Annotated in this window: 17 protein-coding genes and 1 tRNA gene; 11 read left to right on the top strand and 7 right to left on the bottom strand. The window is 65.7% G+C overall.

Translation table 11 applies throughout. From position 1 onward, the window contains the following. Positions 1-9 precede the first annotated feature (9 nt). Positions 10-996, bottom strand: coding sequence for a serine/threonine protein kinase (locus NHL60_RS07700; protein WP_253451031.1), 987 nt, complete (start codon positions 994-996; stop codon positions 10-12). Positions 997-1,053: 57 nt separating this feature from the next. Next, entirely contained in the window at positions 1,054-1,746 is a 693-nt protein-coding gene (locus tag NHL60_RS07695; protein ID WP_253451028.1) for a ComF family protein, read from the bottom strand. A 95-nt stretch (positions 1,747-1,841) separates the two neighbouring features. On the opposite strand from NHL60_RS07695, the gene bioB reads away from it, so the two are divergent. The 7 genes from bioB (at position 1,842) to bioA (ending at position 8,031) form a co-directional block, all read left to right on the top strand. Further along, complete coding sequence (bioB, locus tag NHL60_RS07690; protein ID WP_253451026.1) at positions 1,842-2,975, top strand: biotin synthase BioB; 1,134 nt, start codon at positions 1,842-1,844, stop codon at positions 2,973-2,975. Positions 2,976-2,978: 3 nt separating this feature from the next. Next, positions 2,979-4,154 carry an 8-amino-7-oxononanoate synthase gene (gene bioF / locus NHL60_RS07685; RefSeq protein ID WP_253451023.1) on the top strand — a complete coding sequence of 392 codons (1,176 nt, stop codon included), beginning with the start codon at positions 2,979-2,981 and terminating at the stop codon, positions 4,152-4,154. Beyond that, entirely contained in the window at positions 4,151-4,912 is a 762-nt protein-coding gene (locus tag NHL60_RS07680) for an alpha/beta fold hydrolase (RefSeq protein WP_253451020.1), read from the top strand. Before bioF ends, NHL60_RS07680 begins: the two co-directional genes overlap by 4 nt. Further along, positions 4,909-5,709 carry a methyltransferase domain-containing protein gene (locus NHL60_RS07675; RefSeq protein WP_253451017.1) on the top strand — a complete coding sequence of 267 codons (801 nt, stop codon included), beginning with the start codon at positions 4,909-4,911 and terminating at the stop codon, positions 5,707-5,709. The genes NHL60_RS07680 and NHL60_RS07675 overlap by 4 nt, the downstream gene beginning before the upstream one ends. A gap of 1 nt (position 5,710) precedes the next feature. Beyond that, complete coding sequence (bioD, locus tag NHL60_RS07670) at positions 5,711-6,436, top strand: dethiobiotin synthase (protein WP_253451015.1); 726 nt, start codon at positions 5,711-5,713, stop codon at positions 6,434-6,436. A gap of 44 nt (positions 6,437-6,480) precedes the next feature. Next, positions 6,481-6,565, top strand: a tRNA-Leu gene (locus NHL60_RS07665). Between the two features lie 167 nt (positions 6,566-6,732). Further along, positions 6,733-8,031, top strand: coding sequence for an adenosylmethionine--8-amino-7-oxononanoate transaminase (gene bioA / locus NHL60_RS07660; RefSeq protein ID WP_253451013.1), 1,299 nt, complete (start codon positions 6,733-6,735; stop codon positions 8,029-8,031). Positions 8,032-8,136: 105 nt separating this feature from the next. Here the strand turns inward: bioA and NHL60_RS07655 are convergent, their stop codons facing one another. Next, the gene (locus NHL60_RS07655) at positions 8,137-9,453 is read right to left on the bottom strand and encodes a ferric reductase-like transmembrane domain-containing protein (protein ID WP_253451010.1); all 1,317 of its coding nucleotides are present in this window, start codon (positions 9,451-9,453) and stop codon (positions 8,137-8,139) included. Between the two features lie 104 nt (positions 9,454-9,557). Between NHL60_RS07655 and NHL60_RS07650 the strand changes: the two genes are divergently transcribed. The 3 genes from NHL60_RS07650 to fabG all read left to right on the top strand — a co-directional run bounded on the left by NHL60_RS07650 (position 9,558) and on the right by fabG (position 12,582). Further along, positions 9,558-10,592 carry an alpha/beta hydrolase gene (locus NHL60_RS07650; protein ID WP_253451007.1) on the top strand — a complete coding sequence of 345 codons (1,035 nt, stop codon included), beginning with the start codon at positions 9,558-9,560 and terminating at the stop codon, positions 10,590-10,592. 71 nt (positions 10,593-10,663) lie between these two features. Next, positions 10,664-11,665: a hypothetical protein gene (locus NHL60_RS07645; protein ID WP_253451004.1), complete on the top strand. Its 1,002-nt coding sequence runs from the start codon at positions 10,664-10,666 to the stop codon at positions 11,663-11,665. Between the two features lie 161 nt (positions 11,666-11,826). Further along, a complete protein-coding gene (gene fabG / locus NHL60_RS07640) occupies positions 11,827-12,582 on the top strand; it encodes a 3-oxoacyl-ACP reductase FabG (protein WP_253451001.1) in 756 nt (251 codons plus the stop codon). A 195-nt stretch (positions 12,583-12,777) separates the two neighbouring features. Here the strand turns inward: fabG and NHL60_RS07635 are convergent, their stop codons facing one another. Both NHL60_RS07635 and NHL60_RS07630 read right to left on the bottom strand, forming a co-directional pair. After that, positions 12,778-13,290: a hypothetical protein gene (locus tag NHL60_RS07635; protein ID WP_253450998.1), complete on the bottom strand. Its 513-nt coding sequence runs from the start codon at positions 13,288-13,290 to the stop codon at positions 12,778-12,780. Positions 13,291-13,352: 62 nt separating this feature from the next. Beyond that, positions 13,353-14,078, bottom strand: a complete 726-nt coding sequence (locus NHL60_RS07630) for a hypothetical protein (protein WP_253450996.1) — start codon at positions 14,076-14,078, stop codon at positions 13,353-13,355. A 36-nt stretch (positions 14,079-14,114) separates the two neighbouring features. On the opposite strand from NHL60_RS07630, the gene NHL60_RS07625 reads away from it, so the two are divergent. After that, positions 14,115-15,554 (top strand): IS66 family transposase, encoded by a 1,440-nt coding sequence (locus NHL60_RS07625; RefSeq protein ID WP_218314611.1) that lies wholly within the window; start codon positions 14,115-14,117, stop codon positions 15,552-15,554. 9 nt (positions 15,555-15,563) lie between these two features. Here the strand turns inward: NHL60_RS07625 and NHL60_RS07620 are convergent, their stop codons facing one another. After that, a complete protein-coding gene (locus NHL60_RS07620; protein WP_253450993.1) occupies positions 15,564-16,445 on the bottom strand; it encodes a hypothetical protein in 882 nt (293 codons plus the stop codon). Positions 16,446-16,591: 146 nt separating this feature from the next. Continuing rightward, complete coding sequence (locus NHL60_RS07615) at positions 16,592-17,914, bottom strand: hypothetical protein (protein ID WP_253450990.1); 1,323 nt, start codon at positions 17,912-17,914, stop codon at positions 16,592-16,594. Positions 17,915-17,990 lie beyond the last annotated feature (76 nt).

The following is a 17,990-nucleotide window of genomic DNA, read 5'->3' as shown; positions in this document are numbered from 1 at the left end:
GGTCACCCGTCAGGCGAGCCAGCGGGACTCCCGCTCCAGCACCAGGCGCTGCTGCTCCAGCAGGCGCAGCTGGCCATCCCAGTAGCCCGCCTCGGCGAGCCACGGGAAGGCCGGCGGAAAGGCGGGGTCGTCCCAGCGCGCCACCAGCCAGGCGCTGTGCCGCAGCAGCCGCAGGGTGCGCAGGGGCTCCATCAGCGCCAGCTCCCGGCGGTCGAAGTCGCGATGCTGCTCATACCCCTCGACCACCTCGGAGAGCTGCATATGGCGCTCCTCGTCGTGCTGGGCGGTGATCAGCATCCAGAGGTCCTGCACCGCCGGCGCCATCAGGCAGTCGTCGAAATCCACCAGGGCAAAGTGCTCGTCGCGCCCCAGCATGTTGCCGATATGGCAGTCTCCCTGCACCCGAATCGCCCGCTCGGCGGGCCAGGCGTGGTCCGCCAGGCGCTCGTGCAGGGCCGCGACCAGGCGCTCGTAGGCGACGCGGCGGCGTCCGTCGAGCCAGTCGCTGGCCAGTACCCGATCCCGGGCCTCGAGGACCATGGCGTCGAGGTCCATGACCGGACGGTGGCGAAAACGCCCTCGCTCCCCGACCGCATGGGTAGCGCCGATCAGCTCGCCCAGGGCGAAGAGGTGCGCCGGATTCTCCAGCTCCGGCGCCTGCCCCGGCAGGTGGGGAAAGAGCGCGAAGCGAAAGCCCTCGGCACGGTGCAGGCTCACGCCCTCGGCGTCGCGCCAGGGGGCGGAGACCGCCACCCCGTCCGCGGCCAGCTCGTCCAGGAAGTCGTGCTCCTCCTGGATGGCCGCATCGCTCCAGCGTTCGGGACGGTAGAACTTCACCACCCAGCGGCGCCGGTCGTCGTCGTGCACCAGATAGACGCGGTTCTCGTAGCTGTTGAGGGCGAAGGGCTCGCCTGGCAGCCAGAAGCCCAGCGACTCTACCGCCGCCACCACCTTGGCCGGCGAGAGGGTGGCATAGGGATGCAGTTGGGGGTCCATGGCAGCGCGGCGCCTCTCGGTGTTCAAGGGCCTCCATGCTAACAGGCCCAGCCCCCTTCAGGGCAGCAGCGGCGTGCGCGCCACCGCCCAGGCCTCTACCCCCCGAGCCCCCGCCCGGCGGCAGGCCAGCGCCAGGGCGTTCAGGGTCGCCCCGGTGGTCATGACGTCATCGAGCAGCGCCACCCGGGCCGGCAGCGGCACGCCCACCCGGAAGACCCCGCGCACGTTGCGCTGCCGCTCGTCGCGGTCGAGCCCGCGCTGGCTCGGGGTATCCCGGTGCCGCTCGGCTCGCACCAGAGGCACTCCCAGCCGCCGCGCCAGGCGCCTTGCCAGCCAGCCGGCCTGGTCGAAGCCGCGCTCCCGGGCCCGCTGCGGGTGCAGCGGCACCGCCACGATGGCCTCGGGCCAGCCCCGGGCCTCGGCCGGAAGCCCCGCCTCCAGCAGCGCCAGCAGCACCGCCCCCGCCCGGGGCGAAGCGTGGAACTTGAAGCGGCGCATCAGGCCCGCCACCTCCGCCTCGTAGCGCAGCGGCACCCGGCTGCGCCCGAAGGCCGGCGGCGCCACCAGGCAGTGGCCGCAGGGCTCCCCCGCCAGCGCCTCGGGCAGGGGCTCGGCGCAGTGCGGGCAGGCCGCAAGGTTCCAGGGCAGCGCCGAGAAGCAGGACGAGCACCAGGGTGCAGCAGGCGCTGCCGCCTCCAGGCAGAAGGCACAGCGGCCGGGGAGCGCCCGACGCAGGGCGCCGTCAACCACGGAAATCACACGGGTTGACAGAGAGCGCCACTGCGGTAGGCTTTCCGTCAACTTCTCCAACGACCCCAGGTTGACCATAAGCGAGCCCTCCCCCGATGACCCAAGCGACGCCCCCAACGGCTCACCCCGCCGATACCCAGACCCTAGACGCCGAGGCGCCGGTTCGCCACGACTGGACCCTCGAGGAGATCGAGGCGCTCTTCGCCCTGCCCTTCAACGACCTGCTGTTCCGGGCCCAGCGGGTGCACCGGGCCCACTTCGACCCTAACGCCGTGCAGGTCTCCACCCTGCTCTCCATCAAGACCGGCGCCTGCCCGGAGGACTGCAAGTACTGCCCCCAGTCGGGCCACTACAACACCGGCCTCCCCAGGGAGAAGCTGCTGGAGATCGAGAAGGTGGTGGAGCAGGCCGCGGCGGCGAAGGCCGCCGGCGCCAGCCGCTTCTGCATGGGGGCGGCCTGGAAGCGCCCCCGCGAGCGGGACCTCGAGCTGGTGCTGGAGATGGTGCGCCGGGTCAAGGCGCAGGGGCTCGAGACCTGCATGACCCTGGGGATGGTGGACGGCGACCAGGCCGGGCGCCTGGCCGAGGCGGGACTCGACTACTACAACCACAACCTCGACACCTCCCCCGAGTATTACGGCGAGATCATCACCACCCGCAGCTACGCGGACCGCCTGGAAACCCTGGGCCATGTGCGCGACGCCGGCATGAAGGTGTGCTCCGGGGGGATCCTGGGCATGGGCGAGGCGCCCCGGGACCGCGCCGCCCTGCTCCAGCAGCTGGTGAGGCTCGAGCCGCACCCGGAGTCGGTGCCCATCAATATGCTGGTCAAGGTGCCGGGCACGCCCCTCGAGAACGTGGAGGACCTGGACCCCATCGACTTCATCCGCGCCATCGCCGTGGCGCGCATCCTGATGCCGAAGAGCCACGTGCGCCTCTCCGCCGGCCGCGAGCAGATGGACGATGCCACCCAGGCGCTGGCCTTCCTGGCCGGCGCCAACTCCATCTTCTACGGCGAGCGGCTGCTGACCACCGCCAACCCCCAGGCGGAGCGTGACCGGGCGCTGTTCGCAAGGCTGGGCCTGCACCCGGAGCGCCGGGAGACCTGCGCCGACGACGCCCAGATGCAGGCCAGGGTGACGACAAGGGTGCAGGCGAACGTCGAGGCAGATCTCGCCCGCCAGGCCGCCGCCAGGGCTGGCGAACTCGCCTACGACGCCGGCGCCTGAGCCATGGCGACCGCCTCCTGGACCCAGCGCCTGGCGGCCCGCGCCGCCGAGCGCCGCGCGCAGGGCCTGTGGCGACAGCGCCGCACCCTGGGCTCTCGAGCCCCGCGCCTAGACTTCGCCGGCAACGACTACCTGGGACTTGCCGGCGACCCTCGCCTGGCCGAGGCCATGGCCCGCGGCGCCCGCCGCTTCGGCGCCGGGGGCCGCGCCTCGCACCTGGTCTGCGGGCATCGCGACGTGCACGAGGCCCTCGAGGGCCGGCTGGCCGAGCTCACCGGCCGCCCCAGGGCCCTGCTCTTCTCCACCGGCTACATGGCCAACCTGGGCACCCTGCAGGCGCTCTGCGAAACCGACGCCCGGCTCTTCCAGGACCGCTTGAACCACGCCTCCCTGCTCGACGGCGCCACGCTCTCGGGCGCCCCCTCCCGGCGCTTTCACCATGGCGACCTGGGCGACCTCGAGCGGCTGCTGGCCCGCGCCCCCGCCGCAGCGCCGAAGCTGGTGGTCAGCGACGGCGTCTTCAGCATGGATGGCGACGTGGCCGATATTCCCGGCCTCGCCGCGGCGGCGCGCCGCCACGACGCCTGGCTGATGATCGACGACGCCCACGGCCTCGGGGTGCTCGGCGAGCGCGGAGACGGCTGCGTGGGCCGCGCCCACGGCGTGGAGGAGGTGCCCGTCCTGGTGGGCACCCTGGGCAAGGCGCTCGGCACCGCCGGCGCCTTCGTGGCCGGAAACCATGAGCTGGTCGACCACCTCATCCAGTTCGCCCGCCCCTATGTCTACACCACCGCCCAGCCGCCCGGCGTCGCCGCAGCCACCCTCGCGGCGCTCGACATTCTCGCCGCGGAGCCGGAGCGGCGCGCGCGCCTGGCCCGCCTGATCGCGCGCTTCCGCACCGAGGCCGCGGGCCTGGGGCTGCCGCTGACGGAGAGCCACACGCCCATCCAGCCCCTGGTGCTGGGCGAGAGCCCCCGGGTGATGGCCTGGGCGGCACGGCTCGACGCCCGCGGCATCGACGTGGGCGCCATTCGCGAGCCCACCGTGCCCCGGGGCCAGGCGCGGCTGCGTATCACCCTCTCTGCGGCTCACGCCGATGACGACCTGGAAAGGCTGCTGGCGGGGCTGGCCGAGTGCCAGGCCGCCGAGGCCAGTGCCGCGGCGGAGGCGACCCCGTGACCCGCCTGGTGCTGCTCTCCGGCTGGGGCTGCGACGCGCGTATCTGGCAGCCGCTGACCGACCGCTGGCCCGATGGTATCGAGGTCAGCGCCCCGGACTGGCCCGGCTACGGCACCCGCCCGGCGCTGGCGAAGCCCGCCTGCCTGGAGGCCCTGGCCGAGGCCATGGCCCCCGCGCTGCCGGCCGATGCGGTCTGGGTCGGCTGGTCCCTCGGGGGCCTGCTGGCCGCCAGCCTGCTCGAGAAAGCGCCCACCGCGCCGCGCGGCCTGCTGCTGCTCGGCGCCGGGCCGCGCTTCTGCCACCCCGAGGGGATCAGCCGCGAGGCGCTGGCCGACTTTCGCCGCGCCTTCGCCCGGGCGCCGGCTGCCGCCCTGGCCCACTTCCGGCGCTGGCAGCTCGACGGCGAACCCGCCCCCCGGGAGGCCCACCGCAGGCTGCAGGCGCTGCTGGGCGACGGGCCCGCCCCGGACCGCGCCACCCTGGCGGCCGGCCTCGGCTGGCTGGCCGAGCTTGACGCCACGGCGGCGCTGGCCGCACCGCCCTGCCCGGTGTACCGCCTGGCCGGCGAGCGCGACCCCCTGCTGGCACAGGCCGCCGTCACCGACGCCGACCGGGTTCTTGAGCACGCCGGCCACTGCCCGATGCTGTCGCGACCGGGCGACCTGGCCGCGGCCCTGACGACGCTCGCCCGGCGCTGCGCGGCCGGGGCGGGCCGGGCGCCGGAAGCCGACCCCACCCGGCAGGAGAGCCCCGTATGAGCGCCCTGCTGGAGCACCACCGCGCCCCCGAAGCAGATGAGCGCAACGCCTGGCGACGCCGGGTGGCCCACGCCTTCTCCCGGGCCGCCGGCGACTATGTGCGCCTGGCGACCGCCCAGCAGCGCATGGGCGACACCCTCTGGACGCGCCTGCCGCCCCGGGCCGACGCCGTGCTCGACCTGGGCTGCGGCCCCGGCCACTGGAGCGTCCGGCTGGCCGAGCGCTATGGCCGCGACGCCCGGGTGCTGGGCCTGGACCTGGCCCCCGGCATGCTGAGCGAAGCGCACCGCCTGCATGGCGATGCGGTGCGCTGGCTCTGCGCCGACGCCGCCGCCCTGCCGCTGCCCGACGCCGGCCTGGACCTCGTCTTCTCCAACCTGGCGATTCAGTGGTGCCCCGATCTGGCGGACACGCTGACCGAGTTGGCCCGGGTGCTGCGCCCGGGTGGCCGCGCCCTGATCAACACCCTGGGGCCCGGCACCCTGGCCGAGGTGGGCCACGCCTGGTCGCGCCCCGACGCCCTGCTCCCCTTTCAAAGCCGCGAGCGGCACCTGGCCGCGGCGCGCCTGGCCGGCTTTCGCGAGGTCACCGTCGACGCCCGAGCCAGGCGTTTCCACTACCCCGACCTGGCCGCGGTGATGGCCTCCATCAAGGGCGTGGGCGCCCAGACCGCCCGCCCCGGCGCGCGCCTGAGCCGCGCCGAGGTGGCCCGGGCCCGGCGCCGGTATGAGGCGCTGCGCGAGCCCCGAGGGCTGCCCGTCACCTACCAACTGCTGACCCTGGAGCTGATCCGCTGAGATGCCCGCCTACTTCGTGACCGGCACCGATACCGACGCCGGCAAGACCCTCGCCGCCTGCGGCCTGCTGGCCCTGGCCCGCCGCGCCGGGCTCACCACCCTGGGCCTGAAGCCCGTCGCCTCCGGCAGCGACGCCACCCCCGGGGGCCTGCGCAACGCCGATGCCCTGGCCCTGCAGGCCCAGAGCCGGCCCCAGGCGGGCGCTGCCGGGGGCCAGGCCGTGGACTACGCAACGATCAACCCCTACGCCTTCGCCCCTGCCATCGCCCCCCACCTGGCCGCCCGGCGCGCCGGGGTCGAGGTGCGCCTGGCCGATCTCAGCGGCTGGCTGCGCCCCCTGCTGGCCCTGGAGTGCGACCTGACCCTGGTGGAGGGCGCCGGCGGCTGGCGGTTGCCGCTCAGCGCCCGGGAGGACCTCGCGGGCCTTGCCGCCGCCCACGCGCTGCCGGTGATCCTGGTGGTGGGGCTGCGGCTCGGCTGCATCAGCCAGGCGCGGCTGACCGCCGAGGCGATCGCCCACGACGGGCTGCGCCTGGCCGGCTGGATCGGCAGCCTGGTGGAGCCGGCCTTTGCCGAAGACGGCGCCCTCTACCGCGACAACCTGGCCACCCTGGCGAGCGCCCTGCCCGCTCCCTGCCTCGGGGTCATTCCCCGGCTGCCCGCCGGCACGCCCCGGGCCATGGCCGAATCCGCCGCCGGCTGCCTGGAACTTCCCGATGTTCATTGACTTGGGAGGCGCCGTCCGTAAAATGATCGCGCCTGCCTACTCGTGCGGATGTGGTGGAATTGGTAGACACGCCAGATTTAGGTTCTGGTGCCTTCGGGCGTGGGAGTTCAAGTCTCCCCATCCGCACCATCGCAAGACCCCCGTCGCAAGATCCCCCATCGCAAGACTCTGCGTCACCCTGAGCCCCTGCGTCACCTCAAGACGCTGCCCCGACGCGCCCGCGACCGTCGTCTCGCCGAGATGAACGGCGTCTTCGCGTGCCCGTCCGTTTTTCCCGTTTCCTGCTGGAGCCCGTGATGACCCCGAGCGACCGCTCTCCCGTCTGGCCCCCCTCTCCTGTCTGGCACCCCTATGCCCACCTCAAGACCCAGCGCCCGGCACCGAAGGTGATCGGCGGCGAGGGGCCCCGCTTCACCCTGGAGGGCGGCGAGACCCTGCTCGACGCCACCTGCTCCTGGTGGTGCATGATCCACGGCTACCGCCACCCGCGCCTGGTGCGGGCCATCCAGCAGCAGGCGGACGAACTCTGCCACGTGATGCTGGGCGGCCTGACCCACGAGCCCGCCGACCGCCTGGCCAGGGAGCTCGTGCGCATCACCCCTGCGGGCCTCGACCACGTCTTCTTCTCCGACAGCGGCTCGGTGGGCATGGAAGTCGCCATGAAGATGGCGGTGCAGTACCACCGGCTGCGGGGCCGGCCGGAGAAGCACCGCATGCTCTCGCTGATGAAGGCCTACCACGGCGACACCGCCGGCTGCATGGCGGTGTGCGACCCCGAGGAGGGGATGCACTCGCTCTTCGCCGGGTACCTGCCCCGCCACCACTTCGCCCCGGCCCCCACCGCCCCCTTTCACGCCGACGACGAGGCGGTGGCCCAGGACCTGGCCGCCCTGCGCGCGGTGCTGGAGCGCCACCGCGACGAGATCGCCGCCCTGCTGATGGAGCCGCTGCTGCAGGCCGCCGGCGGGCTCAACATGACCTCGCCCCGCTACCTTCAGGGCGCGCGCGAACTGTGCGACGAGTTCGACGTGCTGCTGGTATTCGACGAGGTGGCCACCGGCTTCGGCCGCACCGGCCGGATGTTCGCCGCCGACCACGCCGACGTCACACCGGACATCATGGTGCTCTCCAAGGGGCTGACCGGGGGCTACCTGGGCCATGCGGCGACGCTGGCCACGGACCGGGTGCACGACGCCTTTATCGGGGACTCGCCCGGGCACGCCTTCATGCACGGGCCCACCTTCATGGGCAACCCGCTGGCCTGCGCCGTGGCCCTGGAGAGCCTCGCCGTGTTCGAGGAGGAGGGGTACCTGGAGCGGATCGCCGGGCTCAACCGGGTGCTGGAGCAGGAGCTGGTCCAGGACGACGCCCTGGCGGCCCACCCGGCGGTGGCGGACGTGCGCGCCCTGGGCGCCACCGCGGTGATCGAGACCCGCGACGCCACGGACCTCGCCGGGGTCGCCGACTGGGCCCGGGAGCAGGGGGTCTGGCTGCGCCCCATCGGCCGCTGGCTCTACACCATGCCCGCCTACGTCACCACGGAGGCGGAGCTGCGTCGCATCACCACGGTGATGAAGGGGTGGTTTCTGCGTTAGCGGGGCGTTACCCCCGCCACAGGGCCGCCAGCAGGGCGATGGCCACCAGCAGCACGGCGCAGAGGGTGGCGGCGTGGCGCGCATAGCGGTGCAGCATGATGCCTCCTATACCATGTCGAAACGGTCCGAATAGATGCGGGTGGACGCCACGCCGAGCTCGATGAGCGCCCCCTCGGCGGCGTCCATCAGCGGGCCGGGGCCGCAGATGAAGTAGTCCCGCCGGCCATCGTCGGAGGGCAGGCGCCGCGCCAGCAGGTCGCGGTCCAGCTTGCCGCTCTCCCCTTGCCATCCCGCCGGCGGATCGTCGACCACGTGGATCACCGTCAGGGACAGCCGCCCGGCCAGGGCCTCCAGCTCCTCGCGAAAGGTCGCCTCCTCCCAGCGGGGGTTGGCGTAGACCAGCCAGAGCGGCAGCCGCTCCTTCCGATCGGCGAAGGTGCGCAGCATGCTCATCATCGGCGTAATGCCGATGCCGCCGGCGATCAGCACGGCCCCGGAGGGATTGTCCACATCCGGCAGGAAGGCCCCGTAGGGCCCCTCGACAAAGGCGCGGGTGCCCACCGGCACCTCGGGCAGGGTCTCGGTGAAGTCGCCCAGCCGCTTGGCGGTCAAGGCGAGCCGGGGGCGCTCCGCCGATGACACCAGGGAGAAGGGGTGCTGCTGCAGCCGGAAGGGGGTCTCCCCCAGGGTGATCCAGATGAACTGCCCCGGCACGAAGTCGAGGCGATGCTCGCCCACCGGCTCGAGCGCCAGGGTGGTGGCGTCGCCGCGCACCGGCGCCACCTCCACCACGCGCCAGGGGCGCCGGCGCAGCCGCCAGGGCCGCAGCAGCCGCGACTCCAGCAGGGCCACGAGGGCCAGGCCGATCACCCCCACCAGGGCCAGGCCGGTCAGCACCCCCGCGGTGTAGTGCCCAACCATCAGCGCATGGCCGAGCCCCCCGGCCACCACGCCGAAGGCGAGCAGGCCGTGAAGCAGACGCCAGCGCTCGTAGGAGAGCCCCAGCCGGCCGCGCCACACCGAGCTGACCACCAGCAGCAGGGTGCCGGCCAGCAGTCCCCACAGGGTGAGGGCCCGGGCGGCCTCCTCCCGGGGGTCGAGGTAGCCGAGCCACTCCGGCCGCGCGGTCAGGAGCACCAGGGAGTGCAGCAGCACCAGCACCAGGGCGGCATTGCCCATGCGGCGATGGAACTGCAGCAGGTTGTCGAACCCCAGCGACTCGGCAAACCAGCGGTGGCGCCCCGAGACCACCGCCTGCAGGGCCATCACGCCCAGGGCCAGCAGGCCCAGCATGGCGCCGAACTCCACCCAGAGGCCGCGGCCCTCGACCGGCGCCCGCAGCAGGGCGATGCCCATGGGCAGCAGCGCCATGCCCAGATAGAGGGCGCCCCAGCCCAGCGCCCGTCGCGTTACCTGACTCATTCACCCCTCCCTGGCCCACACCGGGTCGCCTCCATCGCGACCCGGCCACGCCACTCAGCGTAGTATCTGGGTGTCGAAGTCTCTATCCAGAAGCGGAGACGCTCATGGTGCTTGCAGGGAGAGGCCCGGTCGCCGCCGGGCTCATGGTGATACTACTGATGGGGCTGGTGGGTGGCTGCGCCCAGGCCGCCCGTCAGCTGCCGGGGACCGGCGTCGAAACCGCTCGGCTGGAGCCTGACCGGGTGGTCGCCGAGGATGGCTACCGCCTGCCGCTGCGCCACTGGCCCGCCGCGGGCGAGGCGCCCCGCGCCGTCGTGGTGGCCGTGCACGGCTTCAACGACCACGCTGGCAGCTTCGAGGTCATGGCCGAGGCCCTGGCGCCCCGGGGCATCACCACCTACGCCTTCGATCAGCGCGGCTTCGGGCTTACCGATCAGCGCCGGATCTGGCCTGGCCATGGCCGCCTGGTGGAGGACGCGGCGCTGCTGACCAGGCTGCTCGCCGGGCGCTACCCCGACACCCCCGTCTACCTGGTGGGCAAGAGCATGGGGGCTGCCGTGGTGCTGCTGACCCTGGCGGAGTACCCCGACCTGCCGGTGGCCGGCAGCGTCCTGATCGCCCCCGCGGTCTGGGGCTTCGATGCCATGCCCTGGTATCAGCGCGCGGCCCTCTGGCTCGGCGTGCGACTCGCCCCCTCGCTGAGCTTCTCGGCGAGCAGCGTGCGCCGCCTGGGCATCGAACCCACCGACGACCCGGAGATCATGGCGCGCCTGGCGGAAGACCCGCTGATCCTGCGCCGAGCCCGGGTCGATACCCTTCACGGCGTGACCGAGACCATGAGCCTGGCCCTGGCGGCGGCCGGGCGACTGCCCGAGCCGGCGCTGATCCTCTACGGCGAGGAGGACCAGGTCATTCCCCCGGAGGCGATCTGCGCCCTGCTGGAACGGCTGCCCGAGCAGGGCGAGACGCCCGGCCTGCGCCTGGCGCTCTATCCCGAGGGGTACCATATGCTGACCCGCTACACGGGGCGCGCGCTGACCGAGGCCGATCTGGCCGCCTGGCTGGTCGATCCCGCCGCGGCCCTGCCTTCCGGTCACGAGCGGACCCGAGCCGAGGTTCTCCGCCGACTCTGCCCCTGAGCAGGCGCCTGGCGACTCCCGCTTCATTCGTGGTTACACTGTTCCCAAGGAAACCGAGGGGAGTGCCACGGATGAAGAAGCTGCTCATGGCCCTGGCGGCCTGTATGGCACTAACCGCCCAGGCCGATACGGGAGCGTCGCCGGCTACCGAGCCCGAGAATGACAGCGACCTGCCCCCCTGGGCCGACGAGCAGATCGAGCCGTTTCACGACAGCGTCTCGCGCTGGGTGGAAACCACCTCCCGGCAAATCGACGGCTTCTTCGGCACCACCGACGCCCTGAGCATCGAGAACGACTCCTACCTGCGCATCAGCCAGGGCTGGCGCTGGAAGGAAGGACAGGCCTTCAAGCAGGACCTCGGCGCCCGCTTTCGCCTCGACCTGCCCACCACCGAAGAGCGCCTGCGCCTGGTCATCGAGAGCGATGCCGACGAGACCCAGGGCACCCTCGCCGAGCAGGACCGCCAGCTGGTGGACGACAGCCCCAGCGGCGTGGAGAGCCTGCGCATCGGCCTGAACCGCCTGAGCCGCCGCGACAAGACCGAGCAGTGGAATACCCAGGTGGGCGCCGGCATCCGGGTGCGCCTGCCGCTGGACCCCTATGCCCGAGTGATCACCCAGCGCCTCTGGACCCTGGGAGACGGCCCCTGGCAGCTGGAGAGCGACAACCGCCTCTCCTGGTTCAACAAGGACGGCTACTCGACGCGCACCCGCTGGGACGTCGGCCGTCCCATTGACGAGAACCGCCACCTGCGCTTCATCAGCAACCTCCAGTGGCGCGAGCCGATCGATACCCTGGAGGCCAGCCAGGCGGTGGAGCTCAACCGCCGCATCGATCGCCGCCGGGCGATTCGCTACAGCGCGGTGGTGCTCGGCGAGAGCGCCTCCAGCCCCGCCATCGAGGACACCTACCTGCAGACCCGCTATCGGCGCGACCTGCACCGCGGCATCCTCTTCCTGGACGTGGCCCCGGCCCTGCACTTTCCCCGGGAGGCCGACCGCGAGCCCCGCTGGGCCCTGGACCTGCGCTTGGAGATGTACTTCCGCCGCGAGATCGACCGCGTGCGCCTTTGACATCGGCGCCGACGTGCTCCGGGACTGGGGCCCCATCGCCCCCGACTGAGGTTGATGCCGCCCCCTGCAACCCGCCAAGAAACGGCCCACCGATGGTATGCTGCCATGGAGACGCACGGGCCACTCTCAGCCATTCATTCGCAGGCTTCCAAGGAGGCACAATGTTCACACTCGACGGGCAGGTTGCCATTGTCACAGGGGGTGCCAAGGGAATCGGCAAGGGCATTGCCGAGGTACTGGGCGCAGCAGGCGCAAACGTCGTCATTGCCGATATCAATAAAGCGGCAGGGCGTGAGACAGCCGAAGCGCTGGGCGCCGAGTTCGAAGCACTGGATGTCACCTCGAAGACCCGCTGCCAGGCAGTGGTCGACGCCGTCGTTGCACGGCACGGCCGGCTGGACATCCTCTGCTCGAATACCGGCATCTTTCCCCAGGCCGCTCTCGACACCATGAGCGAGAGCGACTGGGAAGGCATGATGGCCGTCAACCTGCGCGGTGCCTTCTTCATGGTGCAGGCCTCTCTGGCCACCATGCGCCAGCAGCGCTATGGCCGGATCGTGCTGACCTCCTCCATTACCGGGCCCGTTACCGGCTTCCCCGGCTGGGCGCACTACGGTGCCAGCAAGGCCGGACAGCTGGGCTTCATGCGCTCGGCGGCGCTGGAAGTTGCACGGGATGGCATCACCATCAATGCGGTGATGCCCGGCAATATCCTCACCGAAGGCCTGCAGGCCCAGGGCGACGACTACCTTCGCCAGATGGCCGAGTCGATCCCGACGCGCACCCTGGGTGAACCCAGCGACATTGGCCATGCCGCCTGCTTCCTGGCCTCCCCCGAGGCGCGCTTTATCACCGGACAGACGCTGATCGTGGATGGCGGGCAGATCTTGCCGGAGTCATTCGACGCCTTGGGGTAAACCGTCTCATTTTGTAACGTCGCCCCACCAGGACCCTGGCGGGGCGATTGCTTCAGAAACTAGCAGCATATCGGATGTCAGCTATCGGCCAAAAGCGGCCATTGAGATTTTCCTGATATATAACGCGGAGGCACCGGCGACCTTTACAGAGCGAAGCAGCGTAAAGAGCATTCGTGTGACGCGAATTATTATGCATTAGAGTAGTCCGAGGAGTGCGGTTGCCCCTGCGCCAACCAAGCTAGCCACAGTGCCATTCTCGAGCAATGCTTTAAGTTTTGATTTTGCTTCCCTGTCGTCACTTTTAGCCACATGCTCGACAAGCTGCTTAATACTGACATTTGCGACCTGAACGTTCTGATCGCCGATTTGCACCATTTCGCCGGAAACAGAGCCGATGTTTATTGTCGAGGAGACTCTGTTCGTTAAGTGTGGCTCTGCTGTTGTGTTTTGAACATTCAGAGTGAGCATATTGGGATGATTGGTGCCAACATTCAGGCTGCCGCCTTCTAGAAACTGAACATCAGTTACCTTGAGGTGGATCTCTCTTTTTCCTGCCTTTTGAACTATCACATCTCCAATTCCCACATCGGGTTCTTCTGAATATGGGATTTTCATTTTCCCTTTGGAGGTATCCCTCTGTGCCTTGTACTCGACACCATCAATAACAACCGTTTCAGGATAAGACAAATTGTCAAAATCGAAATCCATGCAACCTCCTTATTGAGTATGCATAACGCCGCATTCACCGGCTTGTCCGGTGCAATGTATTGTTACATCTCCTCACTGTCCTGTGCCACGAGATTCAACCATCCTTCATCACCGATCGATCTAGTGTTTGCGTCTACAGGAATTACCGTTATTAGCTCACGATGCTCAGGGGCTATACGTAAACGCTTTACCAAGGCTCTTTTCTGAGATTCTGCTGGACCGTCTTTATCTAAACAGACCCAGACCATTGGTTTTCCAGATTCCTCGATAAGCTTCCTGAAAAGGCCATTAATGTGGCTGTCGTCTATATTAAACCCATATCCGACAACAACTAAACGATCACACGCGACATATTCATCGTATAGCCCAACATACCTACGAGACATATCTACAGACGTTAACGGCTTTAACCCGCTTTGGGTAAGAACAAAAGGTACGTGTATCTGATCCTCAGGAACCTGATCAGGATCACCTTCTGAAATCACTGAATTCTTGTATGGATTATAGTAATCAGTCACACCGCCATTCAAGTGCTGGACGACAGGTATTTCAAAATCAAGGTCTTGGGATATCTTTTCAACCAAACTGTTATAGTTCGAAGTTCCAATCGCCGAAATCTCAAGCTCTAGCTGTTCACATTTTTCTAGGTCATGATAATAACCACTTTCTGGAAGGTCACCAATTTCATCTAATTGCTTAACTATGTAATCTCGAGTTGCTCTAAGAAAAATGTAACTATTCAGGTGGTTGCGGATAGCCTGTCGCCAACCACCTGATTTTTCTGGCATAGTGTGCCTAATCCTTCGGCATATCTATGCGGTGACATGACCATCAGCGATATCAACGTCGACGAGGCTCTGGAGCGGGTCCGACAGCAGCTCAAGGAAGACCAGACGGTCTCTCCGTCGCTGCGTGCGGCCATCGATGTGCTGATGTTGCTGGTCAAGCTCATGGCCGATCGCCTGGCCACCAGTAGCCGCAACAGCAGCAAGCCACCGTCCCAGGATCCCAATCGCCAGCGCCGCTCGCGCGCCAAAGGCGAGCGGCGCCCCGGCGGACAGCCAGGGCATGAGGGTAAGACGTTGGCGCCGGTGACGGACCCCGACGAGGTGGTCAAGCTCCGTGTCGATCGTCGGCAACTCCCCAAGGGGCGTTCTTACCGCCCGGTCGGCGTCGAAACGCGCCAAGTGCAGGACATCGTAATCCAGGCCGTGGTCACCGAATATCAGGCTGAGGTCCTCGAAGATGATCAGGGGCAACGCTACGTGGCGCCATTCCCCGAGGGCGTGACTCGCCCCATCCAGTATGGCCCTCGCCTCAAGGCGCATGTCGTCTATCTCTCCCAGTATCAGCTGTTGCCCTATGCGCGTATCCGCGAGTTGCTCACCTCGCAGTGCGGCCTGTCGCTGAGCACCGGCACCCTGTTCGCCTTCAACCAGGAGGCCTACCAGCGGGCCGAGGCGTTCGCCGAGTGGGTGATCCCGGCGCTACGTGAAGCAGCCACCGTCCATGCCGATGAAACCGGAATGCAGGTCGGTGGCAAACGCTACTGGCTACACAGCGCCTCCAACGAGGCCCTGACCTGGTTGGCCCCGCACCCCAAGCGCGGCCAGGAAGCGATGGACGCCATCGGCGTATTGCCCTTCGTGCGTGGCGTGCTGGTGCATGATCACTGGAAGCCCTACTACCGCTATCCGGATTGCCGGCACGCGCTCTGTAATGCGCACCACCTTCGGGAGCTGACAGCGGCCTGGGAGAACGATGGCCAGGCATGGGCCAAGGCCTTGCATGACCTGTTGTTGGAGATGCATCGCGCCGTGGAGGTGGCCGACGGCTGCCTCTCGGCCGATGAGACCCGAGCCTGGCGGCAGCGCTATCGAGATTGCCTGGCGAAAGGGGACGCCGAGTGCCCCCCGCCGGTGAAACCGCCACCTGGAACGCGAGGCCGGGCCAAGCGCACCAAGTCGCGCAACCTCCTGGAACGCCTCCAGGCGTACGAGGACGACGTGTTGCGCTTCCTCGACGACCCTGCCGCTCCCTTCACCAACAACCAGGGGGAACGCGATCTGCGAATGACCAAGGTCCAGCAGAAAATCTCGGGCTGCTTCCGCTCCTGGGAGGGGGCGGAGATCTTCTGCCGGATGCGCAGCTTCCTCTCGACCGCCGTCAAGCAAGGGGTGGCGGCGCATACCGCACTGGAGCAACTGTTTGCGGGTGATGTGCCATCCTTCATGCAGCCTACAGCCACGGATCAGGCGGCGTGAGCTAAACAGTTACAGAAAAATCACCATTTTAGAAAACTTTGCCCACTCTGTTCTGGGTGAAAATAGGTATCTGAAATGACTATCTATTAACGACTGGTAATCGAGGACTGTGGTAAATATATTTTCCAACACCTGCTGAGAAACAGCACATAAGATTTCAGAAACATTCCCGTTTTCAAGATCATAATCACGGCGCTTTTCAAGAAGCAACTCCAAAGCGGTCAGGCCAGCTCGGCTGAACTCAAGCTTAAACATGCCCGTAACATCATCAAAAATCGGAATATCATCTGGAGCCGCCTCAAACAGCTCTTGATTTAGTCGTTGCACTAAGTGCTGACCATGCGCCCCAACAAGTAGCTGAAGAAAAGCCCCTGCGTAACGCTGAAGATCAGCAGAATTTTGCCCACCACTAATGACACTTAAAATCGCGGAATACGACTCACTTCCAAAAAGTCTGACCTCATTGGCGAGGATTGGATTCATTCTTATTGCCGTTGAATACAGATGTTCGCCGAAATCAGTATCCATCTGCTCATTGAATTTATCAATTAGAGCACCTTTTTCTATATCTAATTGAGAAAGAGCGTATTCGACCTCTTCATCAAAAGCATTAAGCCTGCGTATTATTTCGTTTTTCCTGTATTCAATTGAGGATTCAATTAACGCTGTAAATTCATTTTTCCCGAATGCATGAATTCGTTGTGTGGCATAATTATCTGGAAGCCAACTAGTCGCATAATTGGTTCGTGGATCAATCTTCCCAAGCTGCTCACGCAGCTTTTTCTTATGCTCGCTCACATCCTGTCGAAATAGGTCGATGGCGAATTTCCCACCACTTGGAAGTCCATAACCTATCTCAGCTCCTGCCCCGAAGAAAAACCCTACTTTCATTCAACCTCCAATTACTCGTATCCTATTTAGTTCAACGCCTGCCACAACGGCTTGGGTGAATTGGCGGCATTTTTGCGTCTTTTTGCAAAAATGGTGACAGTTTACCCAAGTCCGTTTGCTGGCACTTGTTAGCCTTTGCTCCGCTCTCACCTCATGAGTTTGTCGTAATCAGCTTTTACCCCGCTTGCAACGCTTGCGGGATCTATGTAACCAAGCACTTCTTTGAAGTTTCTCCTACAAGAAGCATTGTTTGCAAGGCGATTACCCAGAGGGTTATCTTTGACCATGGCCGACCTAATCATTGTTGCAATCTCTCTTGGAGAGAAGCCACGAATCATCTGGTCGTACGCAGGTACCGCCGCATTCGATATGCCATAGCCATTCCCTACTCGGCAGCAAAGCACTGTTTGAACGAACTGCTCTTGCACGGTTTCTGGGATAGCACCCTGCTGAGACAACTCTAAGAGTCTGTCAGCAAATGGAGGCTCATTGTAAAAATTGTTCATCCCGTTATGAACATTCCAGAGCCGCTCTACTGATCGAGAGAATACAAAATGCTGCTCTGACTCATTAAGTAGTGACAGAAGTCCGAGTTTTTCAAAGAATTGAAGGGAGGCGGTATGTTTGTCTTGCTCTCCTTTAGCTACGTACTCGGAGTGCCTGTTAATGAGGTCAGATTTTATGGCTGCGGTAAAAACATCTTTCAGCCCTCCGCAGAGGTCCAATGCATTGAGCCTTGCTGGCTCCGATGTGTTAGGATCGCAATAGATTCCATGCACCATTCCAACCAGCATCTGCCTTTGCGCGTCATGCGTTTCATTGATCCGCTGCACCCATATTTGGCATTGATTAGCATTAAATCTCAGACCTTTCACAGCGGATATAAAGGCCCCGATATCTACACCCTTCGGCGATGACGAGTCTGCGAGCGCATATCTGATACAGCGATTTAAGAATGTGGTGAACTCTCGATCGTTGATCTTTCCAAGGGTCGGGTGTGCTGCTGAGAAGTTGTTTCTAACCTCTCGGCACTGATCTAGAAAGAAAAATCCATCTTCATCGACTATATTCAACTTGAGGCATAGCTCAAGAAGCCGGCTATCTTGAAGTTCAAGAAGATGTTTCTCTTCAAAATCAGATTGTTTGATCTGAGCAACCACCGCCAGTCCGAAGTTACGAACCTTAGTTCTCAACTGTAGTATTGCAGCGTTCCAAATATAGTTCATTGCGCCGTCGAATAAGCCGGTACTTACAGCTACACACATTCGAGCGACTAATTCACCACGCAGAATTGCAGGGATCTCTCGAAGCTCTCTGGGCAAATCCCGCCACGCATACTGAATCTCTTCATCACTGGCAAGCATCTCTCTAGGGATTCCCAGAGAAGTGGTCAACTGTGAAATAGCCGGAAGAACAGTTTCAGGCAAGGCGGGCAAAGCCACATCTTGCTTTTTCACTAGATCATTCATAGCAATCCCTTTAAATCCTGAAAATCATTTTATGGCTAACTGTTCAGCATTTCTTCGCCGTGCGGAGCATGGCGTA

Origin of the sequence: Halomonas sp. Y3, assembly GCF_024137965.1 — a bacterium.
Classification (GTDB): domain Bacteria; phylum Pseudomonadota; class Gammaproteobacteria; order Pseudomonadales; family Halomonadaceae; genus Halomonas; species Halomonas mongoliensis.
Note: the sequence above shows the minus strand (reverse complement) of the source record. Positions and strands in the feature narration are given on the sequence as shown.

Excerpts from the sequence above, each read along its gene's own strand:
- NHL60_RS07620 (WP_253450993.1), bottom strand. The coding sequence starts at position 16,445 with ATGAAAGTAGGGTTTTTCTTCGGGGCAGGAGCTGAGATAGGTTATGGA.
- NHL60_RS07635 (WP_253450998.1), bottom strand. The coding sequence starts at position 13,290 with ATGGATTTCGATTTTGACAATTTGTCTTATCCTGAAACGGTTGTTATT.
- fabG (WP_253451001.1), top strand. The coding sequence starts at position 11,827 with ATGTTCACACTCGACGGGCAGGTTGCCATTGTCACAGGGGGTGCCAAG.
- bioF (WP_253451023.1), top strand. The coding sequence starts at position 2,979 with ATGGCGACCGCCTCCTGGACCCAGCGCCTGGCGGCCCGCGCCGCCGAG.
- bioD (WP_253451015.1), top strand. The coding sequence starts at position 5,711 with ATGCCCGCCTACTTCGTGACCGGCACCGATACCGACGCCGGCAAGACC.
- NHL60_RS07615 (WP_253450990.1), bottom strand. The coding sequence starts at position 17,914 with ATGAATGATCTAGTGAAAAAGCAAGATGTGGCTTTGCCCGCCTTGCCT.
- bioA (WP_253451013.1), top strand. The coding sequence starts at position 6,733 with ATGACCCCGAGCGACCGCTCTCCCGTCTGGCCCCCCTCTCCTGTCTGG.
- NHL60_RS07625 (WP_218314611.1), top strand. The coding sequence starts at position 14,115 with ATGACCATCAGCGATATCAACGTCGACGAGGCTCTGGAGCGGGTCCGA.
- bioB (WP_253451026.1), top strand. The coding sequence starts at position 1,842 with ATGACCCAAGCGACGCCCCCAACGGCTCACCCCGCCGATACCCAGACC.
- NHL60_RS07650 (WP_253451007.1), top strand. The coding sequence starts at position 9,558 with ATGGTGCTTGCAGGGAGAGGCCCGGTCGCCGCCGGGCTCATGGTGATA.
- NHL60_RS07700 (WP_253451031.1), bottom strand. The coding sequence starts at position 996 with ATGGACCCCCAACTGCATCCCTATGCCACCCTCTCGCCGGCCAAGGTG.
- NHL60_RS07655 (WP_253451010.1), bottom strand. The coding sequence starts at position 9,453 with ATGAGTCAGGTAACGCGACGGGCGCTGGGCTGGGGCGCCCTCTATCTG.
- NHL60_RS07645 (WP_253451004.1), top strand. The coding sequence starts at position 10,664 with ATGAAGAAGCTGCTCATGGCCCTGGCGGCCTGTATGGCACTAACCGCC.
- NHL60_RS07630 (WP_253450996.1), bottom strand. The coding sequence starts at position 14,078 with ATGCCAGAAAAATCAGGTGGTTGGCGACAGGCTATCCGCAACCACCTG.
- NHL60_RS07675 (WP_253451017.1), top strand. The coding sequence starts at position 4,909 with ATGAGCGCCCTGCTGGAGCACCACCGCGCCCCCGAAGCAGATGAGCGC.